The sequence below is a fragment of the Streptosporangium canum genome, assembly GCF_900113865.1.
Taxonomy (GTDB): Bacteria; Actinomycetota; Actinomycetes; order Streptosporangiales; family Streptosporangiaceae; genus Streptosporangium; species Streptosporangium canum.
The window spans coordinates 114,463-133,699 of record NZ_FOQY01000004.1 but is presented as its reverse complement, the minus strand read 5'-3'; the positions used below and the strand labels follow the sequence as shown (position 1 = coordinate 133,699).

Below are 19,237 nucleotides of genomic sequence, written 5' to 3'. Positions count from 1 at the left end.
CCTGCCCGGCCGCCGCCCGCCTTCCGGTCCGGCGGCCAGGCCGGGGAGGCGGGCACGCCGGTTTTCGAGGGCGGGTGGCGGCGCCGTCAGGGCTCGTCCGGCGGAACCCCGCCCCCGTACGCGGCCTGTCCCTTGGCCAGCTCGGAGTGCCGGTAGGAGTATCCGAAGTAGATGACCAGGCCGATCAGGAACCACACCAGGAAGCGCACCCACGTCTGCCACTGCAGGAAGGTGATCAGCCAGAGCGAGAAGACGACGCCGATCGCGGGCACCAGCGGCATTCCGGGGCAGCGGAAGGTCCGCGGCAGGTCGGGCTGCCGGTAGCGCAGCACGATCACCGCCGTGCACACGACCGCGAAGGCGAGCAGGATGCCGATGTTGGTCAGCTCCGCGGCCTCCCGGATGGGGAGGAACCCGGCGATGAACGCCGAGGCGATGCCGACGATCCACGTCACGCGCGTCGGCACGTGCCGCGTCGGGTGCGTCTTGGCGAACCACTTGGGCAGCAGGCCGTCGCGGCTCATCGAGAACCAGACACGGCTCACCCCGAGCATGAAGGTGAACATCACGGTGAGGATGCCGACGATCGCCCCGACCGCGATCACGTCGGCCAGGCGGCTCAGGCCCACGGACTTGAACGCGGTGGAGAAGCCGCTCTCCTTGTCGATCTCCGTGTATTTCTGCATGCCCGTCAGCACCAGGCAGGCCAGCACGTACAGGACCATCGAGATGGCGAGCGAGTACACGATCGCCTTCGGCATGTGGCGCTGGGAGTCCTTGGACTCCTCCGCCGCCGTGCTCATGGCGTCGTAGCCGAAGACGGCGAAGAAGACCGTGGCCGCCCCGGTTATGGCGCCGCCGACGCCGTAGGGGAAGAACGGGACGTAGTTGTCGGAGTTGATGTAGAAGAAGCCGACGACGACGACCATCAGCACCACGGCGACCTTCAGCCCGACGACGGCCGTCTCGAACCGGGCCGCGTTCTTCATGCCGAGGTTCAGCAGGTACGCGATGAGCAGGCACAGTATGGCGGCGAACAGGTCGACCCGGTGCCCTTCCCCCGTCCCCGGCGCCCCCAGCATCCACGCGGGCAGCTGCGCGCCCAGGTCGCTGATCAGGAACGAGAAGTAGCCGGAGATGCCGATGGCGACGACCGCGACGATCGCGGTGTACTCCAGCAGCAGGTCCCAGCCGATGAACCAGCCCGGCAGCTCGCCGAGGACCGCGTAGCTGTAGGTGTAGGCCGACCCCGCTTTCGGGATGAGGCCCGCGAACTCCGCGTAGGACAGTGCCGCCGCCGCACTCGCGATCCCGGCGATCAGGAACGACACCACGACCGCGGGACCGGCCGTGCCGTTGGCGACCGTGCCCGCGAGCGTGAAGATGCCCGCGCCGATGATGCCGCCCACCCCGATCGCGGTGAGCTGCCAGAGCCCCAGCACGCGGGTGAGCTGCTCGCTCCTGCGGCCCTCCGGTTCCTCGATGTGTTCGATGGGTTTACGGCGCAGTACGCCTGATCCCGACCGAAATATGGCCATGGCGCATCCTCTCCGCAGACCCCAGCGGACTGTCTTGACCCGATATCGAGTCCGGTGAAGGGCTCTTACCCCGTTTCACCTGGGCCGATGCTGGAGACATCTGGTCCGGGGCCAGGCTGCGCCCATCAGCCGGCCGTCCCCGCGGACACCGATGATCATGCGGTGGCCGTCCCTCGCCCCTTCCGGCCGTCCGGCGGCCGGGTCGTGATCCCCGGACCCCGCTCCTCCGTATCCACGTCGTGCGCCGAGCCCTCCCATTAGTGTGGAGAGGGCCGATCGTTACCGGCTCGGGGGCTGTTAAGACGATTAGCCACATTTCCATATCGCCACGAGTGAGGCATGAGTGAAGACACCGTTCGCCGCCTTCCGGCTCCGAATCGCGTTCATCTTCCTGGCGGTAGCGGCTTTCGTCCTTGGCTATGTCGGCATGCGGACCTATCTGGTCTCCCGGCCGGAGTTCGCGCGCTCGCCGCTGGACATCGTCTATTACGATCTCCAGCTGTTCGTCCTCGATCCCACCCCCTTCGACGGCATGACCCCGCTGCCGTGGACGCTGGAACTGGCCAGGTTCATCGCGCCCGCCGTGACGATCTACGCCCTGATCGAGGCGGCGCGGCTCATGCTCACCGCCGAGATCCGGCGGATCCGGGCGCGGGAGGCGCGGCGGCACGCCGTGATCTGCGGGGAGGGTCCGATGGCCCGGGGACTGGTCGAAAAGCTGCGCGCCGCCGGGCGTGACGTCGTGGTGGTCACCTCCACCCCCGTCACCGTCCTGGACGACCCTCGTGTGCTCCAGGTGGTCGGCGACGCCCGCACCCCCGCCGTGCTCAAGGCGGCGGGAGTCGGCAGGGCCGAGGTGCTCTACGCCTGCGAGCAGGACAGCTCCACGAACACGGGGATCGCCCTGGCCGCCCACAGGGTCAGGCGGTCCGCCGCCGGCCCGCTGGCGGCCTACGTCCTCATCTCCGACCCCGATCTCTGTGCGGCCCTGCGTGCCCGCAGGCTGGGCGTGGTGGACCCGCCCGGCCTCCGGCTGGACTTCTTCAACCTCGACGAGCTCGCCGCCCGGGTGCTGCTGGACCGCGATCCCATCGACGAATGCCTGCCCGTCACGCTTGTCGGCCTCGACGGCTTCGGCAGCGCGCTGCTCGTCGGGCTGGCCCGGCGGTGGCGGCTACGGTCTCCGCAGTCCCAGCCGAGACTGCCGGTGACCGTCATCGACGCGGACGCCGACGCGGCGCTGTCCGTCATCCGCCGCAGGTGCGAATTCATCGACTCCGTCCTCGACCTCACGACCGTCCACCCTCGCCTGCTCGACTCCGGCGAACACACCCCCGCCGACGTGCCGCAGCGGGTGTACGTGTGCTACCGCGACGAGGACCTGGCCCTGAAGACCGCGCTGACCACCCTGCGGCTGTGGACCAGGTCGCCGCGCTCGCTCGTGATCCGGGTCGAACGGCAGGGAATGTTCGATCAGGCCTTCCAGGGAGTGAGCCTCCTGGAGGACCTGGCCGGTCTGCTGCGGGTGTTCGCCGTCACCGAGGAGGCCGGTGATCCGCGTCTGATCGCCGAGGACCTCATCGAGCAGCTGGCGCGGACCATCCATGAGAACTACGTCTACGACTGCCTCACGAGCGGCGAATCCCCGGAGACCAACGACTCGCTGGTCGCCTGGCCGAAGCTGCCCGAGGGCCTGAAGAGGGCCAACCGCGGCCAGGCCCAGGACATCGGCCGCAAGCTCAAGGCAGTCGGGGCCGTCCTCGCCTCACGGGTGGACCCCGGGATCGGGTTCGCCTTCACCGAAGCGGAGATCGAGCGGCTCGCCGCCATGGAGCACCGGCGCTGGATGGACGAGCGCGCCGCGGAGGGCTGGACCCACGGCCCCTCCCGCGACACCGTCCGCAAGCTCCACCCCGACATGGAGGACTGGGCCCGCCTCCACGAATCGGCCAAGGAGAAGGATCGCAACGTCATACGCCACCTGCCCGCCGTGCTCGCCATGGCCGGTTTCCAGATCGTCCGCCTGGAGGGGGCCGCTCCGGAGGTCCCGCGGAGCCCCCTGTGAGCGGTCAGCGGGGCAGTCCCAGCTCGCCCGCCCGCAGCCCGGCCTGGAAGCGGGAGCCGGCCTCGAGCTTGGCCATCAGCTCGGCCACGCGCCGCCGGTAGGTGCGTAGCGAGACGCCGAGCCGTTTGGCCGCCGACTCGTCGGTGAGTCCCGAACCGAGGGCTTCGAGGATCAGGCGGCCGTCGGCGTCGAGGTGGGGGACGTCGCTGCGCAGATAGGTATCGAGATCAACAGATTTGTCCCAGATCGCCTGGAACAGCGAATGGACGCCGTCGACCAGGACCTGCGACGTCGTCACGGTGTACTCACGGCCGGTGGGGGTCTCCCGGCCGGCGAGGATCATCACCCGCCGGTCGATGAGGATGGTCTCGTGCGGCAGCGGCGAGTCGCTGATCCGGACCAGAGCCCCCTTGCTCCGCACCAGCCGCAGGTGCGCGCGGGCCTCCTCCTCGGCGAGCGCCACCGGGCTGAGCAGCTTGCGAGAGGTGAAGCCCGGGGAATCCGCGGCACGCATCCTGTTCAGGACCGCAGCCCTGGCCTCCGGCTGCGACCAGGTCCTGAGGTCCCGGGCGGCGCACAGGAACTCGGTGTACGCGGACTCGAAGAGATGACCGGCACGCGCGATCAACTCCGCGTCCCCTTGGACGGAGAACACCTGTTCGTTCCGCATCCCGCCAGTCTGGCAGCAAGCTGCCACGAGTTCGCCGGGCGTCGTGACGACGGACACCATGGGCCTTATGACAATCAAGACTTTCTCCCTCGGCGGGGACCTGACCGTCAACCGGCTCGGCTTCGGCGCGATGCGCCTGGCGATGGGCACCTTCGGCGGCCCGCCGCGAGCCCAGGAGAGCGGCATCGCGGTGCTCCGGCGCGCCGTGGAGCTGGGCGTGAACCACATCGACACGGCCGGCTTCTACGGCAGGGGAGCGGTGTGGGCCAACGAGTCGATCCGTACGGCGCTGACCCCCTACCGTGACGACCTGGTGATCGCGACGAAGGTCGGGCCGCTGCGCGGGCCGGATGGTGTGCCGAGCGAGCAGGCGACGCCCGATCAGCTGCGCGGCCTGGTCGAGGCGGATCTGCGCTCCCTCGGGCTGGACCGGCTCGACCTGGTCTATCTGCGGGTGGGCGGGATGACCGGGCCGGGTGGCGAGTCGATCGCCGAACGGTTCGCGGTACTGGCCGAGCTCCGGGCGGAGGGGCTGATCCGGCACCTGGGCGTCAGCAATGTCGATGCCGCCCAGTTCGCCGAGGCCCGGGCGATCGCGCCCGTCACGGCGGTGCAGAACCGGCACACCGGCGACATGGAGCTGCTCGCGGAATGCGAGGAAGCGGGTATCGCGTACGTGCCGTACTTCCCGCTCGGCGGTGGCGGCAGCCCAGTCGACGCCGAACGGCTCGGCAAGGTCGCGGCACGCCTGGGCGCGACCACAGCGCAGGTCGCGATCACCGCGCTGCTGGCGACGTCGCCGTCGGTGCTGGCGATTCCGGGCACCGGTTCTCTCGACCACCTGGAGGAGAACCTCGCGGCGAACGATCTCAGCCTCAGTGACGAGGACCTGTCTGACCTGCGAGGCTGACGGGTCGGCACGGACAACGGCCCCTCGTCCGGGAGCGTCACGGCGTCGGCGCCGATACCGGCCTGCCCGAAACGGACGCCCCTCGGAAGGCTGGACGGCGCGGCCGTCCGTATCCGGCCGGGCCGGTGCCTGGGCTTCGGCATGTCCCGGATTCAGACCGTGGCGGTTCATCCGGCCACCAGGGGGATCACCACCAGCAGCAGGTCGGCCGCCAGGACCATGGACAGGCTCCGTTTACGCATCGTCCTCTCGTCGGGAAGGTTGTCGTCGGAGATGCCGGGCAGCAGGCCGAGCTTGTCGATGAGGAAAGCGGCGCAGGCCGCGACGCCCAGGAGTGACCACGCCGGGCCGTAGAGCCACCACAGGCCCCACCCGGCGAGCATCAGCGCGCCCGCCGTGGCCGCGCAGGCCACCAGCAGGGAACGGTAGGCGCCGTGCCGTACGGCGGGAGGGCGGTCACCGGCGGCGGCGTCTCCGGCCAGGTCCGGAATGGACCACCACAGCGAGCGTCCGAACAACAGCACCGCCAGGCCGGCGAACACCAGCCAGACGGGCGCGGGGACGTCCGGACGGAGGGCCGAGTAGGTCGACACACAGGGCAGGAAGGCGAAGGTCAGGGCGGAGTAGGCGGGGTTGGCGAAGCCGCGCCGCTTCAGGCGGACGGGTTCGAGGTTGTAGAGCAGGTGCAGGACGATCGCCAGCCCCACGCCGATCGCCACCGCCGGGCGGCCGAGTCCCACCGAGACCGCGGTCGCCAGCGCCAGTGCCAGCGTCTTCTCGATCGCGGCGCACCGGAAGGCCACGGCCGGGCTGAGCCGCCGGGTCGCGGTGGCGATGCTGTCCTTCCCCCGCGTATGGGTGTCCGCGCGGATGTCCAGCGCCGCGTTGAGCGGATTCTGCGAGACGACGGTGAGCAGGTTGGCCAGGAGAGTGACCAGTACGGGCACGGTGAACAGCTGCCGGGGGTCGGTCGCCGCGAAGCAGGCGCCCCAGAGCACATGACACGCGTACACCGCAGGGAAGGGGTATTCGAGCCGGTGGATGCGGATCAGTGCCCGTCCCTGCGTCATCGGCCGGCTCCGCGTGGTCAGCGAGGTCATGCGTCCACCTCATCCCTCGGTTCTCGTCACGGGGGCGCCCGCGGCCGTCCCGGACCGCCGGGGGCACCCGCCGACCGCCATCCTGAGCGGCCCGGGACCCATGGCGGGCCCGCGCGGGTTCGGCACCCCGGCCTCGGGGTTGAGGCAGCGGAGAGCGTGCCGGCGCAGCACCGCGGCGACGACCATCCGCATCTCCAGCATGGCCAGGTTCGCGCCGAGGCACCGGCGGGTCCCTCCGCCGAAGGGGAGGTACTCCTGGGCGGATCTCCGCGCGTCCAGGAACCGCGCGGGATCGAAGCGCCACGGGTGCGGGTAGGCCTCCGGATTGCGATGGGCCAGGGCGATGCACGGGGTGAGGCGGGTGCCCGCCGGCATGGGCCGGCCGGCCATCCGCCGGTCGGCGGTGAGCATCCGGTTGCCGGCGACCGTGGCGGGGGGAGAGATCCGCAGGGCTTCCTGGCACACCGCGTTCAGCAGGGGGACCTTCTCGGCGGTGGAGCCGTCGTCGCCGGTCGCGGCCAGCTCCTCCTGGACGTCGTGGCGGACCCGGTCGTCCCGGTGCAGCCAGAACAGGGTCCAGGCGATCGCGGACGCGGTCGTCTCGTGGCCGGCGAACAGCAGCGACACCAGCTGGTCGGAGAGCTCCTCGTCGCCGACGGGGCCGAGGGGCTCGTTTCCGGCGGACAGCCGTGCGGCGAGCGTGGACGGTCCCGCGGCCGCCGTCGCGGGACGCGCGGCCTCCAGGAGGCTGTGGACGATCTCCGTCCTGCGCCGCCGGAAGGTCCGCCACGGCGACGGCAGCGGCCCGGGCACCCGCAGGTGGCGGTAGGCGAGGGTGCGGGGCCGGGATCCGAGCGTGTACTCCACCCATCTCGTGAAGGGGCCGAGCGTCTCGTGCCCGGCGTGGCCGAGCACGATCTGCCCGATGATCCGGAGAGTCAGCTCACGGGTCCATTCGGGCAGGCAGAACACCTCGCCGGGGACCAGCCCGTCCAGCGCGGCGTCGACGGCGTCACGGATGGTGCCGTGGTAGGCGGCCAGCTGACGGCCGCGCAACGCCGTGCCCACCACCTTGCGGTAGGCCGCGTGCCGTGGCCCGTTGGCGAAGAGCAGGGAGTGGGCGCCGACCAGCGGTCCCAGGGTGTCGCTGCCCTCCAGGACCATCTGCTGCTCGGAGCGGAAGATCTCCCCGACGGTCTCGGGGTGCCAGACCAGCAGTCGCGGCTCCGGCGCCGAGCCGAGCTCGACCATGCCGGTCCCGTCGGCGGCGTGGGCGTCCAGGAACGACCGGGTGCGCAGGGCGAACCGGTATCCGTTGAGGTTCACGCCGCCACCCCCTCCGCGCCTGCCGGGGGGAGAGCACCGGGTGCGGGGGATGTCATCACTGCCTCTCCAGGATCCGGGTCCGGGCCAGGGTGCGCGCGGCCAGCGTCTCGGCCCGGATGACCGCGACGGGAGCGTAGAGGTCCTTGTCGTGCCACAGGGGCGGGTACCGCCGGGCGTCGCCTCGGTGATCGTGGCCGTCGTGCTCGCCGGGGCGGCCGTCGCCATGGTGTCCGCCGGGTGTGTCGGGTCCGCCGTGGTCGTCGGGGCCGTCGTGGTCGCGGTGGGCCACGTCGTCCTGCGCGGCGAGGAAGGCGTCGCCGCGCAGCACGGCGTGGCGCACCGCGCCGTCGTCGCGTCCGGGGGCCCGCAGCAGGGTCTGCATCGCGTACGCGGTCTCCTCGGACGTGCCGGACCACAGGCCCCATGACCCGTCGTGGCGCTGGGTGCCGAGCACCCATTCGGCGGCCGCGCGCAGCGCCACGGCGGATGACGCGTCCCCGTGGCGGGCCAGGGCCGAGACGCTGCAGACCGTGGCGTAGTAGGGGGAGGCGTGCCATTTGTCGATCCAGCTCCCGTCGGGCCGCTGCTGCCCGTGCAGCCACTGGGAGATCTTGCCGATCGCCCGCCGGTAGCGGGCCCCGTCCGCCGCGCCGGCCTCGTGGTCCCCGAAGGCCATCAGGATGTGGGCGTTGGTGCTGGTGGAAGGGGTGCGCTCGGCGGTGAAGCAGCGGAAATGCGTATCGGACTCGTAGGCCCAGAGGCATTCCGGGGACCGTGGCCTGCCGATGAGCGCCAGAGCGTGGAGCGCCCCGGCGGTGTCGTCCGAATCGGGCGGCAGGCCCGCGCCGGCGGGCACGCCGAGGTCGCCGAAGGCGGCGTGCAGGCTGTGGCCCAGCTCGCGGGGCGGCGTGGTGCCCGGGAACGCCTCGGCCAGGGCCGAGAGCACCCAGGCCCGCTCGAAGACGCCGATCGGCGTCACGCCCGGCACCGGGCCGTCGTGCCTGGCCTGCACGGTGTGCAGGTATTCGATCGCGCGACGCCGCTCCGTGCCCGCCCCGTCGCCGTCCCCGGCGCCCAGCCAGGCGGCGGTGGCGGCCGGCGAGCAGCCCACGGCCCCGCCGACGGGGCGCACCTGGGGAGCCTGTACGGCGATGCCTCCCAGTGCCTCCAGGGAGTGCCAGACCTTCGGGGGCAGCGTGTGCCCCTGCCCGGCGGCGTGGCGGAGCCGGTCGAGGGGGGCCGAATCCCATCCGTCGGGTGTGTGCAGGCGTCCCGAGCCGTGCCAGGCGTCCAGGCCGGGGACGGGGTGCTTCTCCAGCGCGTCCAGATGCCGGTTGATCTCGCCGACGAGCCAGGGGATGAGGAACTCCGCCCCGATGGTGTCCGGAAGGACGGCTCTCGACTGGGGGTCCAGCCGTGCGAACAGCGCGTGCAGGCCACGGTGCACGGCGCCCGCGACATCGCTGTGGCCGGATACGGCCCGCTCGCCGTGCCGGGCGGCGCTCACCACCGTGAGCAGGGCCTCGACCGCGCTGAGGGTGGGGACCAGCACGTAGGGGCCCGGCCCGCCCCAGGTGCCGTCCGGGTTCTGGCCCCGGATCAGGAACTCGATCCGCCGCCGGTGGCCGCTCAGCCACGGCGCCGACGCCACCAGCCGGGCCGTCTCGTAGACCGAGGCGGTGACCTGACCCATGGGATCGACGGCGATCTCGGCGAGAAGGTCCTGGGGAGAGACTCCGGCGGGACGTGCCGTACGCGTGGTGCTCATCCATTCCTCCGAGGGGGTGGGGTGTCTTCGGGGCCGGCGCCCACGGAGGGCTCCGGGACGTCGTCGCCTGCCTCGGCCTGCTCGGCGAGGCGCGTCGCCTCCTCGACGAGAGCTTCGATGATCTTCGATTCCGGGACGGTGGCGACGACCCGGCCGCGGACGAAGATCTGGCCCTTGCCGTTGCCGCTCGCGACGCCGAGATCGGCCTCGCGGGCTTCGCCGGGTCCGTTGACGACACAGCCCATGACGGCCACCCGCAGGGGCAGGGGGAACCCGTCGAAGGCGGCGGCGACCTGGTCGGTGAGCCGGTAGACGTCGACCTGCGCCCGGCCGCAGGAGGGGCAGGAGACGATCTCCAGCCGGCGCGGACGCAGCCCGAGGGACTGCAGGATCTGCGCTCCGACCCTGACCTCTTCCACCGGGGGAGCGGACAGGGAGACCCGGATGGTGTCGCCGATGCCCTCGGCCAGCAGGACGCCGAACGCGGTGGCGGACTTGACGGTGCCCTGGAAGGCGGGACCGGCCTCGGTGACGCCGAGGTGCAGAGGGTAGTCGCAGGACGCGGCCAGCACCCGGTAGGCGGCGATCATGGTCAGCGGGTCGTGGTGCTTGACGGAGACCTTGAGGTCGGCGAAGCCGTGCTCCTCGAACAGGGAGCACTCCCACAGGGCCGATTCGGCCAGCGCCTCGGGAGTCGCCCGGCCGTGCTTGGCCAGCAGCCGCCTGTCGAGGGAGCCGGCGTTGACCCCGATCCGGATCGGGATCCCGGCCGCGCCGGCCGCACGGGCGATCTCTCCCACCTTGTCGTCGAAGGCCCTGATGTTGCCGGGATTGACGCGGACCGCGGCACAGCCGGCATCGATGGCGGCGAAGACGTATCTGGGCTGGAAGTGGATGTCGGCGATCACCGGGATGGTGGATTTCCTGGCGATCCGCGGCAGGGCGTCGGCGTCGTCCTGGGACGGTACGGCGACGCGGACGATCTCGCAGCCCGCGGCGGTGAGCTCGGCGATCTGCTGGAGGGTGGCGCCGACGTCGGCGGTGACGGTGGTGGTCATCGACTGCACCGACACCGGGGCGCCCCCGCCCACCGCGACCCCGCCCACCTGGAGCCGGCGGGTCACCCGGCGCGGCCGCAGGACGGCGGAGGCAGGGGAGGGGGAGCGCGGGGCCGCGGGCGGGGCGCCGGTACCGGGCATGCCCAGGAGGACGGGGGCGCTCATGACCATCCTCCGACCGGCCAGGCCCCGCGCGCCGGTGAAGGGGCCGGGCGTCCGGAGACTCCCAGGCGGACGGCCTCCAGCACGGAGGCGGTGATCGAGCGGTGGTCCAGGCCGGCGGCGGCCAGCAGGCGGGCGCGCTCACCGTGGCCGACGAACTCCCTCGGCAGGCCGAGGGCGCGCACCGGCGTCGTCAGGCCGGCGTCGGCGCACGCGGCGGCGATCGCCGTGCCGACGCCGCCGGTACGCAGGCCGTCCTCGGCCGTGACCACCAGATGGTGCGCGGCGGCCAGCTCGACCAGCACCGGGGAGACCGGCGTCACCCAGCGCGGGTCCACCACCGTCACACCGACCCCGTGCTGCCGGAGCTGCGTGGCGGCGGCCACGCACGGTCCCGCGAGCGGCCCGACGGCCACGAGCAGGGCCTGGTCGCCGGTATGGGACAGCACGTCGACGCCGTCCGGACCGCCGAGCCGCCGTGGCGCCGCGATGTCGGGGCCGGCGTTGGCCTTGGGATAGCGGACCACGGTCGGCCCGCCGTCGTGGCCGACGGCCTCGTGGAGCAGCTCGCGCAGCCGGGTCGCGTCGCGGGGGGCGGCGATCCGCAGTCCGGGGATCATGCCGAGCAGCACCAGATCCCACATGCCGTGGTGGCTGGGGCCGTCCGGTCCGGTGATCCCGGCCCGGTCCAGGACGAACGTGACGGGGAGCCGGTGCAGGGCGACGTCCATCAGCGCCTGGTCGAAGGCCCGGTTGCAGAAGGTCGCGTACATCGCGACGATCGGATGCATGCCGTTCAGGGCGAGTCCCGCGGCGCAGGCGACGGCGTGCTGCTCGGCGATGCCGACGTCGAAGAAACGGTCCGGGAACCTGGTCGCGAACTCGGCCAGCCCGGTCGGGCCCGGCATCGCCGCCGTGATCGCGACCACGCCGGGATGCGCGGCGCCGATCACGGTCATCTCGTCGGCGAACAGCGACGTCCACGACGGCGGCGCCGCGCCGGCCGCGTCGCGCGGCCGACCGGTGGCCGGGTCCAGCACCCCGATCCCGTGCATGTGGTCGGCCCTGTCGTTCTCGGCCGGGCCGTACCCCTTGCCCTTGACCGTCACCGCGTGCACCACCACGGGCCGGCGCAGGGCACGGGCCTGACGCAGCGCTCCCTCCAGGGCGTCGATGTCGTGACCGTCGACCGGCCCCAGGTAGGACAAGCCCAGGCTTTCGAACACGTTGGGGCCGTCCGGCCGGGGGGAGGAGGCCCCGGAGCCCCGGCCGGACCGGCGCAGGGCGGCGAGGTGGCTCGCGAGCCCGCCGACGGTGGGGGCGTAGGAGCGGCCGTTGTCGTTGAGCACGATGATCGCGGGACGGCCGGGCGCGGCACCGAGGTTGTTCACCGCTTCCAGCGCCAGGCCGCCGGTCAGCGCCCCGTCCCCGATCACCGCCACCACGTGCCTGTCCGTGTGGCCGCGGAGCTGGAAGGCCCTCGCCAGGCCGTCGGCATAGGACAGGGCGGTCGAGGCGTGGGAGTTCTCGACGATGTCGTGGACCGACTCCGCCCGGCTCGGATACCCCGACAGGCCGCCGGCCTGGCGCAGCCGGTCGAAGCCGCCCTGGCGGCCGGTGAGGATCTTGTGTACGTAGGCCTGGTGGCCGGTGTCGAACACGATCGCGTCCCGGGGCGAGGCGAACACCCGGTGCAGCGCGATGCTGAGCTCCACCGCTCCCAGGTTGGGCCCCAGGTGGCCTCCCGTGGCGCTGACCTTGTCCACCAGGAACCGGCGGATCTCCCCGGCCAGTTCGGGAAGCCGGCCCGGTGGCAGGCGGCGCAGGTCGCCGGGGCCGTTGATCCGCGGGAGAAGGCCGCTCGTGGTCGTCGTGCCTGTGCCGGCGGCGCCGGTCGGCGTTCTCGCGGCGGAGGCGGCGTCCGGGTTCGCGCGGGGGACGGCGGTGGCGATGTCAGCGCTCATCGAATCTCCTTGAGTGTGGATACCCCCGGCTTCAGCCGTGGGGAGGAAGTCAAGGCGTACGCACTTCCTTGGGCGGGGCGAAGCGGACGGTTTCGGTGGTGTGGCGGTGCTCCTGGACCCGCAGCGGCCCCAGGCCGCGGAGAAAGGCGATGACCTCCTCCACCAGGTGGTGCGGGGCCGAGGCGCCCGCGCTCAGGCCGATCACGCGGGCCCCGCGGAGCCATCCGGGGTCGATGCCGCCGGCGTCGTCGATCAGATGGGCCGGGGTGCCCTGGCGCCGGGCGAGCTCGACCAGCCGTACCGAGTTGGAGGAGTTGACCGATCCGACGACCAGCACCAGGTCGGCGGCGGCGGCGATCCCCGCCACGGCGTGCTGCCGGTTGGTGGTGGCGTAGCAGATGTCGTCGCTGCCGGGCCCGGAGAGCGCCGGGAACCGGTCCCGCAGCGCTTCGACCACCTCGGAGGTCTCGTCCACGGCCAGGGTGGTCTGGGTCAGATAGGACACCCGGGTGGGGTCGTCGACCTCCAGGGCGGCCGCCTCGGCGGGGGTCTGGACCAGCACGCTCTGCCGCGGCGCCTCGCCGAGGGTGCCCTCGACCTCCTCGTGCCCGGCGTGCCCGATCAGCACGACGGTGTCGCCACGGGCCGCGAAGCGCCGGGCCTCGACGTGCACCTTGGTGACCAGGGGGCAGGTGGCGTCGACCACCCGCAGTCCCTTGCGCTCGGCCTGCGCCCGGACCGCCGGGGAGACGCCGTGCGCGGAGAACACCACCGTCTCCCCGTCGGGCACCTCGTCGAGTTCCTCGACGAAGACGGCGCCGCGCCGCCGTAGATCGGCGACCACGTGAACGTTGTGCACGATCTGCTTACGGACGTAAACGGGGGCGCCGCGGACGGCCAGGACGCGCTCCACGGTCTCGATCGCCCGCTCGACGCCGGCGCACAGCGAGCGGGGCGAGGCCAGCAGCACCGTCCGGACGGAGCCGTCCGCGGGCGTCGTCGTGGCGGCCAGGTCGTCGGCGGCCATGTCAGCGGTCCCGCCGGATGATCAGCTGGGCCAGCAGGCGGAGGTCGCCGGCCGCTTCCGGGGCGGGGTCGGCCTGCCGCAGGCAGGCCAGCGCGGCGGCGAGGTTGGCCTCGGCCTCGCGCTGTGCCCAGGCGCGGGCACCGGCCGCCTCGACGAGGTCGGCGGCATGGGCGAGGGACCGCTCGTCCAGGACCTGGTCGCCGTGGTACAGCCGGGCCAGCCGCTCGCCCGCGGGGGTGCCCGAGGTGAGGGCGGCGACCACCGGCAGGGACTTCTTGCGGCCGGCCAGATCGGAGAAGACGGGTTTGCCGGTGACCGCGGGATCCCCCCAGATCCCCAGGAGGTCGTCCGTGAGCTGGAAGGCCAGCCCGAGATGACGGCCGAACCGCCCGAACAGCCCGGCGCGATCCTGATCGGCGCCGCCGGCCAGCGCACCGATCTCGCAGGCGCAGCCCAGCAGCGCCCCGGTCTTGCCCGCGGCCATCTCGACGCACTGGGCGAGGGTGACGTCGGTGCGGGACTCGAACGCCAGGTCGGCGCTCTGTCCCGAGCACAGCCGTAGCAGTGAGCCGGTCAGCACCCTCAGGCCCGGGCTCCCGGCGAGCAGGTCCAGGGCGAGCGTCAGCAGCACGTCGCCGGCCAGGATGGCCTCACCGACCCCGAACACCGACCACGCGGCAGGTCGGTGCCTGCGGGTCAGGTCGCCGTCCATGATGTCGTCGTGCAGCAGCGAGAAGTCGTGAACCAGCTCCACCGCGACCGCCGCGGGCACCGCCGCCCGGACGACCGCCGCGTCCTCGCCGCCGGCCGCCCACGCCGACGCCAGCACCAGCGCCGGCCGGACCGCCTTGCCGCCGCCCTGTCGCGGGCGGCCTTCGGCGTCCCACCAGCCCGCGTGGTAACCGGCGATGTGGCGGATCTCCTCCGGCAGGCGGTCCACCGCGCCGCGGTGAGCCGGTCCGGCCAGCTCCTGGGCCGCGGCCAGTACCTCATGTGCCGATCGCGTGGTGCTGTCGGTGAAGCCGAGCACTGGTGCGGTCGTCACCACACTCACCTCTTTCCACTGTCCTGTTTTCCGGATTTCCGGGCGCCGCCGGAGCGGTATGAGCGGACGCGGCCGACGCCGCGTCCCTGCGATGAAGGGCAGGCTCATTTCCAGTACGGCCGCCGCCGCGACGTCTCGGAACCCCCCGGCGCCGGGGGATCGGTTTCATTTGCCGGCCGTGTTTCACGCCGGTGACCGAGGCCGCGGAACGCGCCTGCGGGCCGCCGGTGGAAGGAAAGGAAAAAAGGTGGAGAGCCGCACGGCCGGAGCGGCGTCCGCGCCGTCGTCGCAGATGGCAGCGGTGAGCCGGACGGCCGTCCCCGGGCGGGCGCCCACCGGCGGCCGGCCCGCCCGGTCCTGTACCCGGGGACGGAGGACTATTGTCGCCGCACCGGGTGAGAGGACCCGGATGGCGACAGGACACCGACCCAACGTCCGGCTGCGGGCCCTGCTGACCGAGACCGGGTGGACCGGCCAGCAACTGGCCGGCGCGGTGAACGATCTCGGCGTCGAGGCGGGGGTGACGCTGAGGTACGGCCGGGCGGCGGTCGCGCACTGGCTGGCGGGCATGCGCCCGCGCTCTCCGGTGCCGGACCTGGTGGCCGAGGCGCTGTCGCGCCGGCTTGGACGCCCCCTGAGCGCCGCCGCGATCGGCCTGGCCAGACCGGAGCGGGAGCCCCGCGCCCCCGCCGGAGCCGATGCCGGCGGCGCGACCTGGTGGGAGGCGGACGCCCTGGCCGGGCTGGTCGAGCTGCACGCCGGGCCCCGCCCCGGCCGGCGGCGGGTGCTGGAGGAATGCGTCTACAACCTGGCCGCGCTGTCCGTCCCCGGCTGGGCCGACGCCACGGTGGCGGCGCTGACCGCCGGCGGCGGCCGCGATCCGGCGCCGCGGATAGGCGCCCCGCAGGTGGAGGCGGCCGCGGCGATGGCCCAGGTGTTCTCCTACACCGACACGGCCTTCGGCGGCGGCCAGGCCCGCCGGGCCCTGTCGGGGTATCTCGCCGTGGACGTCGTGCCGTGGCTGCGGTGCCGGATGAGCTCCGCCACCCGCCGCAGGATGCTGTCGATCGCCGCCGAGCTGACCTACCTGTGCGGTTTCATGTGCTTCGACGAGCAACTCCACGGAGCCGCGCAACGCTACTACCAGGCGGCCCTGAGGCTCACGGCCGAGAACGGCGACGCGGTCGGTTACGCGGTCACGCTGCGGGCGCTGTCGGTTCAGGCCTACACCCTGGGACACCACCGGCACGCCCTCGACCTGGCCGAAGCGGCCCTGTCGGGCGTCCCGGCGGCGATCGAGCCCGGCACCCGGGCCTTCCTCCACGGGCAGGCGGCCGTCGCCGCGGCCGCGAGCCAGAGCGAGTGCCGCGCCGCGCTGACCCATCTCCGCGCGGCCGAGCACCACCTGGATCACGCCGCCGCCACGGCGGGGACCGGCGCGGAGACGGTGGGGGCCTACCACCAGGCGTCCCTCGCCCACCAGCACGCCGCGGTGCTGACCGCGCTGGAGGACCGGCCCGCCGCCGTCGAGGCCCTGACCACCTCCATACGTCACCGCCCGGCCACCGAACGCCGGGCCCGCGCACTCACCTCCGCCACCCTGGCGGTGCTCTACCTCGACCAGGGGCATCTGGAGCAGGCCGCGGCCACCTGGCACACCTTCCTCGACGACTATCCCCATCTGAGCAGCGGACGGACCCGCGCCGCCCTGGCGACGCTCAAAGCGCGGCTCCGCCCCCACCAGCGCAACACCCTCGCCAGAGGGGTGCTGCAGCGCGCCGCGGCCATGTGAACCGGCGGCGGGCGCGTGTACCGGCCCGCCCACGGGGAACCCATGGCCTGGCGGGTCGCGCGAGCCCGCACCGAACCCGAATCCGGCGCCGGTGGCTCGGCCTCCGGCACGACCGAGGACACCGCCTTGAACAGGACCAAGATCCGGGAACGTTTCGCCTGCCAGAAGGTGCCCAGGGGAGGAGTGGTCGTCGCCTCCTCCGTCGCCCACCCCGGCCGGGGGGTGATCGAGTGCCCGGCCGCGCCTGCCCTGGGCGCGGGGCTGGCCCGCGACGGGCTGCGCGTGCGCTACGCGCCGTTGACCGCGCACCCGGCCGACCGGCCCGCTCCCCGCGGCGGCCACCTGCTCGCCGTCTCCTACCTCGAACGCGACGGCCGTGCCGCCGGGATCGCGGCCGCCGTCCATCCCGACGATCACGCCGCCATCGAGGCGGTCGGCGATGCGATGAGGCGGTGGGAGGCCGCCATGCGCAGCCGCCGCGTCCTGCTGGCCGCCACCCGGCCGGCCTGTCCCGGTGCCCGGCGGGCCCTGGAGATCACCCGGGACACGGCCGGCGGCGGCCAGGCGGTGGTCGGCTACGGCCCCGTCACCGACGACCCCCACCAGGCCGGGGCCCTGACCCGCGAAGGCGTCACCACGGTCACCGATCTCGACCGGCTCCCGGAGGGGACCGGCGTCGTCTTTCCCGCCCACGGCGTGTCCCTGGCGCTGCGCGCCGAGGCCGCCGCCCGTGGCCTGACCATCATCGACGCCACCTGCCCCCTGGTGGCCGCGGCCCACACGGAGGTGGCGCGCTTCACCGAACGCGGCGACCTCACCGTCGTGATCGGCAGGTCCGGTGACGCCGCCGTCTCCGGCATCCTCGGCCAGGCCCCGGAATCGACAGTCCTGGTGGAGAGCGCCGCCGACGTGGAGCGGCTCCGGCCGGCCGATCCGGAGGCGATCTCCTACCTGGTCCAGACCGGCATCCCCATCGAGCAGGCCACCCCCGTCGTCGCCGCCCTCCGCGCCCGCTTCCCCGCCCTGCGAGGTCCCGACCCCGGTGACTTCTGCTACCACGCCTCCGACCGCGCGAGCGCCGTCGCCGCCGTCACCGGCGCCAGTGATCTCCTGCTCATCGCCGCGGGGGCAGGCTGCCCGGACGCCCGGCACGTCGTCCGCCTCGCCGAGCCGGCAGGCGTCCCGGCGCAGGTCGTCACCGGCGTCGCCGACCTGTGCCCGGACCGGCTGCGGGAGGCCGCCACCGTCGCTCTCACCAGCGCACGGTCGGCGCCGTCCGGGCTCTTTGAGCAGATCGTCACGGTCCTGTCCGGCCTGGGCCCGCTCAGCGTCGTCAACCGTCAGGTCACCAGCGACATCGTCACCGGCCGGGCGCGCACGCGAGCGTGACCGGGGGAGGGGCGGGCGCGTCGGCGCCGGCCAGGCGGGCCAGCCGGCGGTAGGAGTCGAGCCGCTCACCGTGGTCGAAGGTGTTCATGGTGACCAGCACCTCATCGGCGCCGCTGCGCCCGACCAGTTCCCGCACCGCGGCCGCGACCTCGTCCTGAGTGCCGTGGATCCGCCCCCGCAACGCCTCCTCGAAGAGGGCGCGTTCCCGGTCCGTCATGTCCGTGGCGAGGATCTCCCCGGCGGGGGTGAGCGGTGGGAAGACCCCGCGGGTGCGGGAGAAGGCGGTCGCCCACGCCTCGGGCACCTGCAGCCGGCGGGCCCGCTCGGCGGTCTCGGCGACCGCGATGTCGGCCGCGACGACGACGTACGGCCGCGCCGACCAGGCCGAGGGCCGGAAGTGCCCGCGGTAGCGGGCGATCGCCTGCAGCGTGCGCTCCCGGTCGCCCGCCGCCGCGATCACCAGCGGCAGCCCGTGCTCGGCGGCGATGTCCGCGCCGGCGCCCGTGGCGAGCACGTACGCGGGCACCCGCAGACCTTCCGCCGGAAGCGCGTGCACGCCCGGATGCGCCTTCTGGTCGCCGGTGAAGTAGCCGAGCAGCTCGGCCAGCTGGTCGCCGAAGTCCTCAGCGTCGTGCTTGTCGTGGCCGAGTGCGCGCCGGATGCCGCCGGTGAAGCCGACCGAACGGCCCAGGCCCATGTCGATACGGCCCGGGTAGAGCGATTCGAGGACGCCGAACTGCTCGGCGACGACCAGCGGCCGGTGGTTGGGGAGCATCACACCACCGGTGCCGACCCGGATGCGCGAGGTCGCGGCGGCGACGGCGGCGGCCAGGACGGTCGGCGCCGAGCCCGCCACCCCGGGCACCCCGTGGTGCTCCGAGACCCAGAAGCGGTGGTAGCCCAGGGCTTCGGTCTCCTGCGCGAACCTCACGGTGTCGCGCAGGGCCTGCGCGTGGTCGTGCCCCCGGCGGGTGAGGGAGCGGTCCAGGATCGAGAACCGCGTCGCCTGAAGTGCTGCGTTCACCCTCACTTCAACATCCTCCTCCTTAGGGGATTCCCCGGCCGGCTCCCGGAGGCCCCGGACGCGCGGGCCTCGCGGTGTTCTCCGGACATCCGGACGGGGGGCGTGAGCGAGGGAGGCGGGGGTGTGAGCGCGGGAGGAGACTCGGTGGGACTCCTCCCGCGCCGGCCGGGATCAGGCCGTCGCCGGGGACCGGGAGGGCGTGCGGGCCGCGACCGTGCGAGCCGGGGCAATCGTTGACTCAAGCGCTTGGTTGTTTTGGCGGATCATCCGGAAAACCCCCTTATCGCCGGCGGCGGCCGGCAGAGGCCGGCGGGGATTTCCGCTGGTCGAATTGTTTGTCGTGCGCCGGCCGGGTGTCCGTGCCCGGAGCGGCACGCCGGGGCCCGGCCGGTCGCGCCA

The 19,237-nt window shown here is 73.2% G+C and carries 14 protein-coding genes; 4 read left to right on the top strand and 10 right to left on the bottom strand.

Features of this window, described 5'->3' with window-relative positions; genetic code table 11:
* Nucleotides 1-86 precede the first annotated feature (86 nt).
* Entirely contained in the window at nucleotides 87-1,538 is a 1,452-nt protein-coding gene (locus BM085_RS07330; protein WP_093886251.1) for an amino acid permease, read from the bottom strand.
* A gap of 343 nt (nucleotides 1,539-1,881) precedes the next feature.
* Here BM085_RS07330 and BM085_RS07325 point away from each other — a divergent pair, with 343 nt between their 5' ends.
* On the top strand, nucleotides 1,882-3,603 hold the full coding sequence (locus BM085_RS07325; protein ID WP_093886250.1) for a RyR domain-containing protein: 1,722 nt from the start codon (nucleotides 1,882-1,884) through the stop codon (nucleotides 3,601-3,603).
* 4 nt (nucleotides 3,604-3,607) lie between these two features.
* Here BM085_RS07325 and BM085_RS07320 read toward each other — a convergent pair whose 3' ends face one another.
* Complete coding sequence (locus BM085_RS07320) at nucleotides 3,608-4,273, bottom strand: helix-turn-helix domain-containing protein (RefSeq protein WP_093886249.1); 666 nt, start codon at nucleotides 4,271-4,273, stop codon at nucleotides 3,608-3,610.
* Nucleotides 4,274-4,340: 67 nt separating this feature from the next.
* Between BM085_RS07320 and BM085_RS07315 the strand changes: the two genes are divergently transcribed.
* Nucleotides 4,341-5,183, top strand: a complete 843-nt coding sequence (locus BM085_RS07315) for an oxidoreductase (RefSeq protein WP_093886248.1) — start codon at nucleotides 4,341-4,343, stop codon at nucleotides 5,181-5,183.
* Between the two features lie 167 nt (nucleotides 5,184-5,350).
* On the opposite strand, the gene BM085_RS07310 is transcribed toward BM085_RS07315, so the two are convergent.
* The 7 genes from BM085_RS07310 to BM085_RS07280 are packed head-to-tail and all read right to left on the bottom strand — an operon-like array spanning nucleotide 5,351 to nucleotide 14,642.
* On the bottom strand, nucleotides 5,351-6,283 hold the full coding sequence (locus tag BM085_RS07310) for a UbiA prenyltransferase family protein (RefSeq protein ID WP_093886247.1): 933 nt from the start codon (nucleotides 6,281-6,283) through the stop codon (nucleotides 5,351-5,353).
* A 9-nt stretch (nucleotides 6,284-6,292) separates the two neighbouring features.
* Complete coding sequence (locus BM085_RS07305) at nucleotides 6,293-7,609, bottom strand: cytochrome P450 (RefSeq protein WP_218158641.1); 1,317 nt, start codon at nucleotides 7,607-7,609, stop codon at nucleotides 6,293-6,295.
* 55 nt (nucleotides 7,610-7,664) lie between these two features.
* Entirely contained in the window at nucleotides 7,665-9,377 is a 1,713-nt protein-coding gene (locus BM085_RS07300) for a prenyltransferase/squalene oxidase repeat-containing protein (protein ID WP_093886246.1), read from the bottom strand.
* The gene (gene ispG, locus BM085_RS07295) at nucleotides 9,374-10,576 is read right to left on the bottom strand and encodes a flavodoxin-dependent (E)-4-hydroxy-3-methylbut-2-enyl-diphosphate synthase (RefSeq protein WP_218158654.1); all 1,203 of its coding nucleotides are present in this window, start codon (nucleotides 10,574-10,576) and stop codon (nucleotides 9,374-9,376) included. The genes BM085_RS07300 and ispG overlap by 4 nt, the downstream gene beginning before the upstream one ends.
* 20 nt (nucleotides 10,577-10,596) lie before the next feature.
* A complete protein-coding gene (locus BM085_RS07290) occupies nucleotides 10,597-12,561 on the bottom strand; it encodes a 1-deoxy-D-xylulose-5-phosphate synthase (RefSeq protein ID WP_093886245.1) in 1,965 nt (654 codons plus the stop codon).
* Nucleotides 12,562-12,610: 49 nt separating this feature from the next.
* On the bottom strand, nucleotides 12,611-13,531 hold the full coding sequence (ispH, locus tag BM085_RS07285) for a 4-hydroxy-3-methylbut-2-enyl diphosphate reductase (RefSeq protein ID WP_425443259.1): 921 nt from the start codon (nucleotides 13,529-13,531) through the stop codon (nucleotides 12,611-12,613).
* A 58-nt stretch (nucleotides 13,532-13,589) separates the two neighbouring features.
* Nucleotides 13,590-14,642 carry a polyprenyl synthetase family protein gene (locus tag BM085_RS07280; protein ID WP_093886243.1) on the bottom strand — a complete coding sequence of 351 codons (1,053 nt, stop codon included), beginning with the start codon at nucleotides 14,640-14,642 and terminating at the stop codon, nucleotides 13,590-13,592.
* 400 nt (nucleotides 14,643-15,042) lie between these two features.
* Here BM085_RS07280 and BM085_RS07275 point away from each other — a divergent pair, with 400 nt between their 5' ends.
* Both BM085_RS07275 and BM085_RS07270 read left to right on the top strand, forming a co-directional pair.
* On the top strand, nucleotides 15,043-16,425 hold the full coding sequence (locus BM085_RS07275; protein ID WP_093886242.1) for an NsdA family TPR-like regulatory protein: 1,383 nt from the start codon (nucleotides 15,043-15,045) through the stop codon (nucleotides 16,423-16,425).
* 42 nt (nucleotides 16,426-16,467) lie between these two features.
* Nucleotides 16,468-17,814 carry a hypothetical protein gene (locus tag BM085_RS07270; RefSeq protein WP_093886241.1) on the top strand — a complete coding sequence of 449 codons (1,347 nt, stop codon included), beginning with the start codon at nucleotides 16,468-16,470 and terminating at the stop codon, nucleotides 17,812-17,814.
* Here BM085_RS07270 and BM085_RS07265 read toward each other — a convergent pair.
* Nucleotides 17,786-18,838 (bottom strand): MsnO8 family LLM class oxidoreductase, encoded by a 1,053-nt coding sequence (locus BM085_RS07265; protein WP_093886476.1) that lies wholly within the window; start codon nucleotides 18,836-18,838, stop codon nucleotides 17,786-17,788. The genes BM085_RS07270 and BM085_RS07265 overlap by 29 nt on opposite strands.
* Between the last annotated feature and the right edge of the window lie 399 nt (nucleotides 18,839-19,237).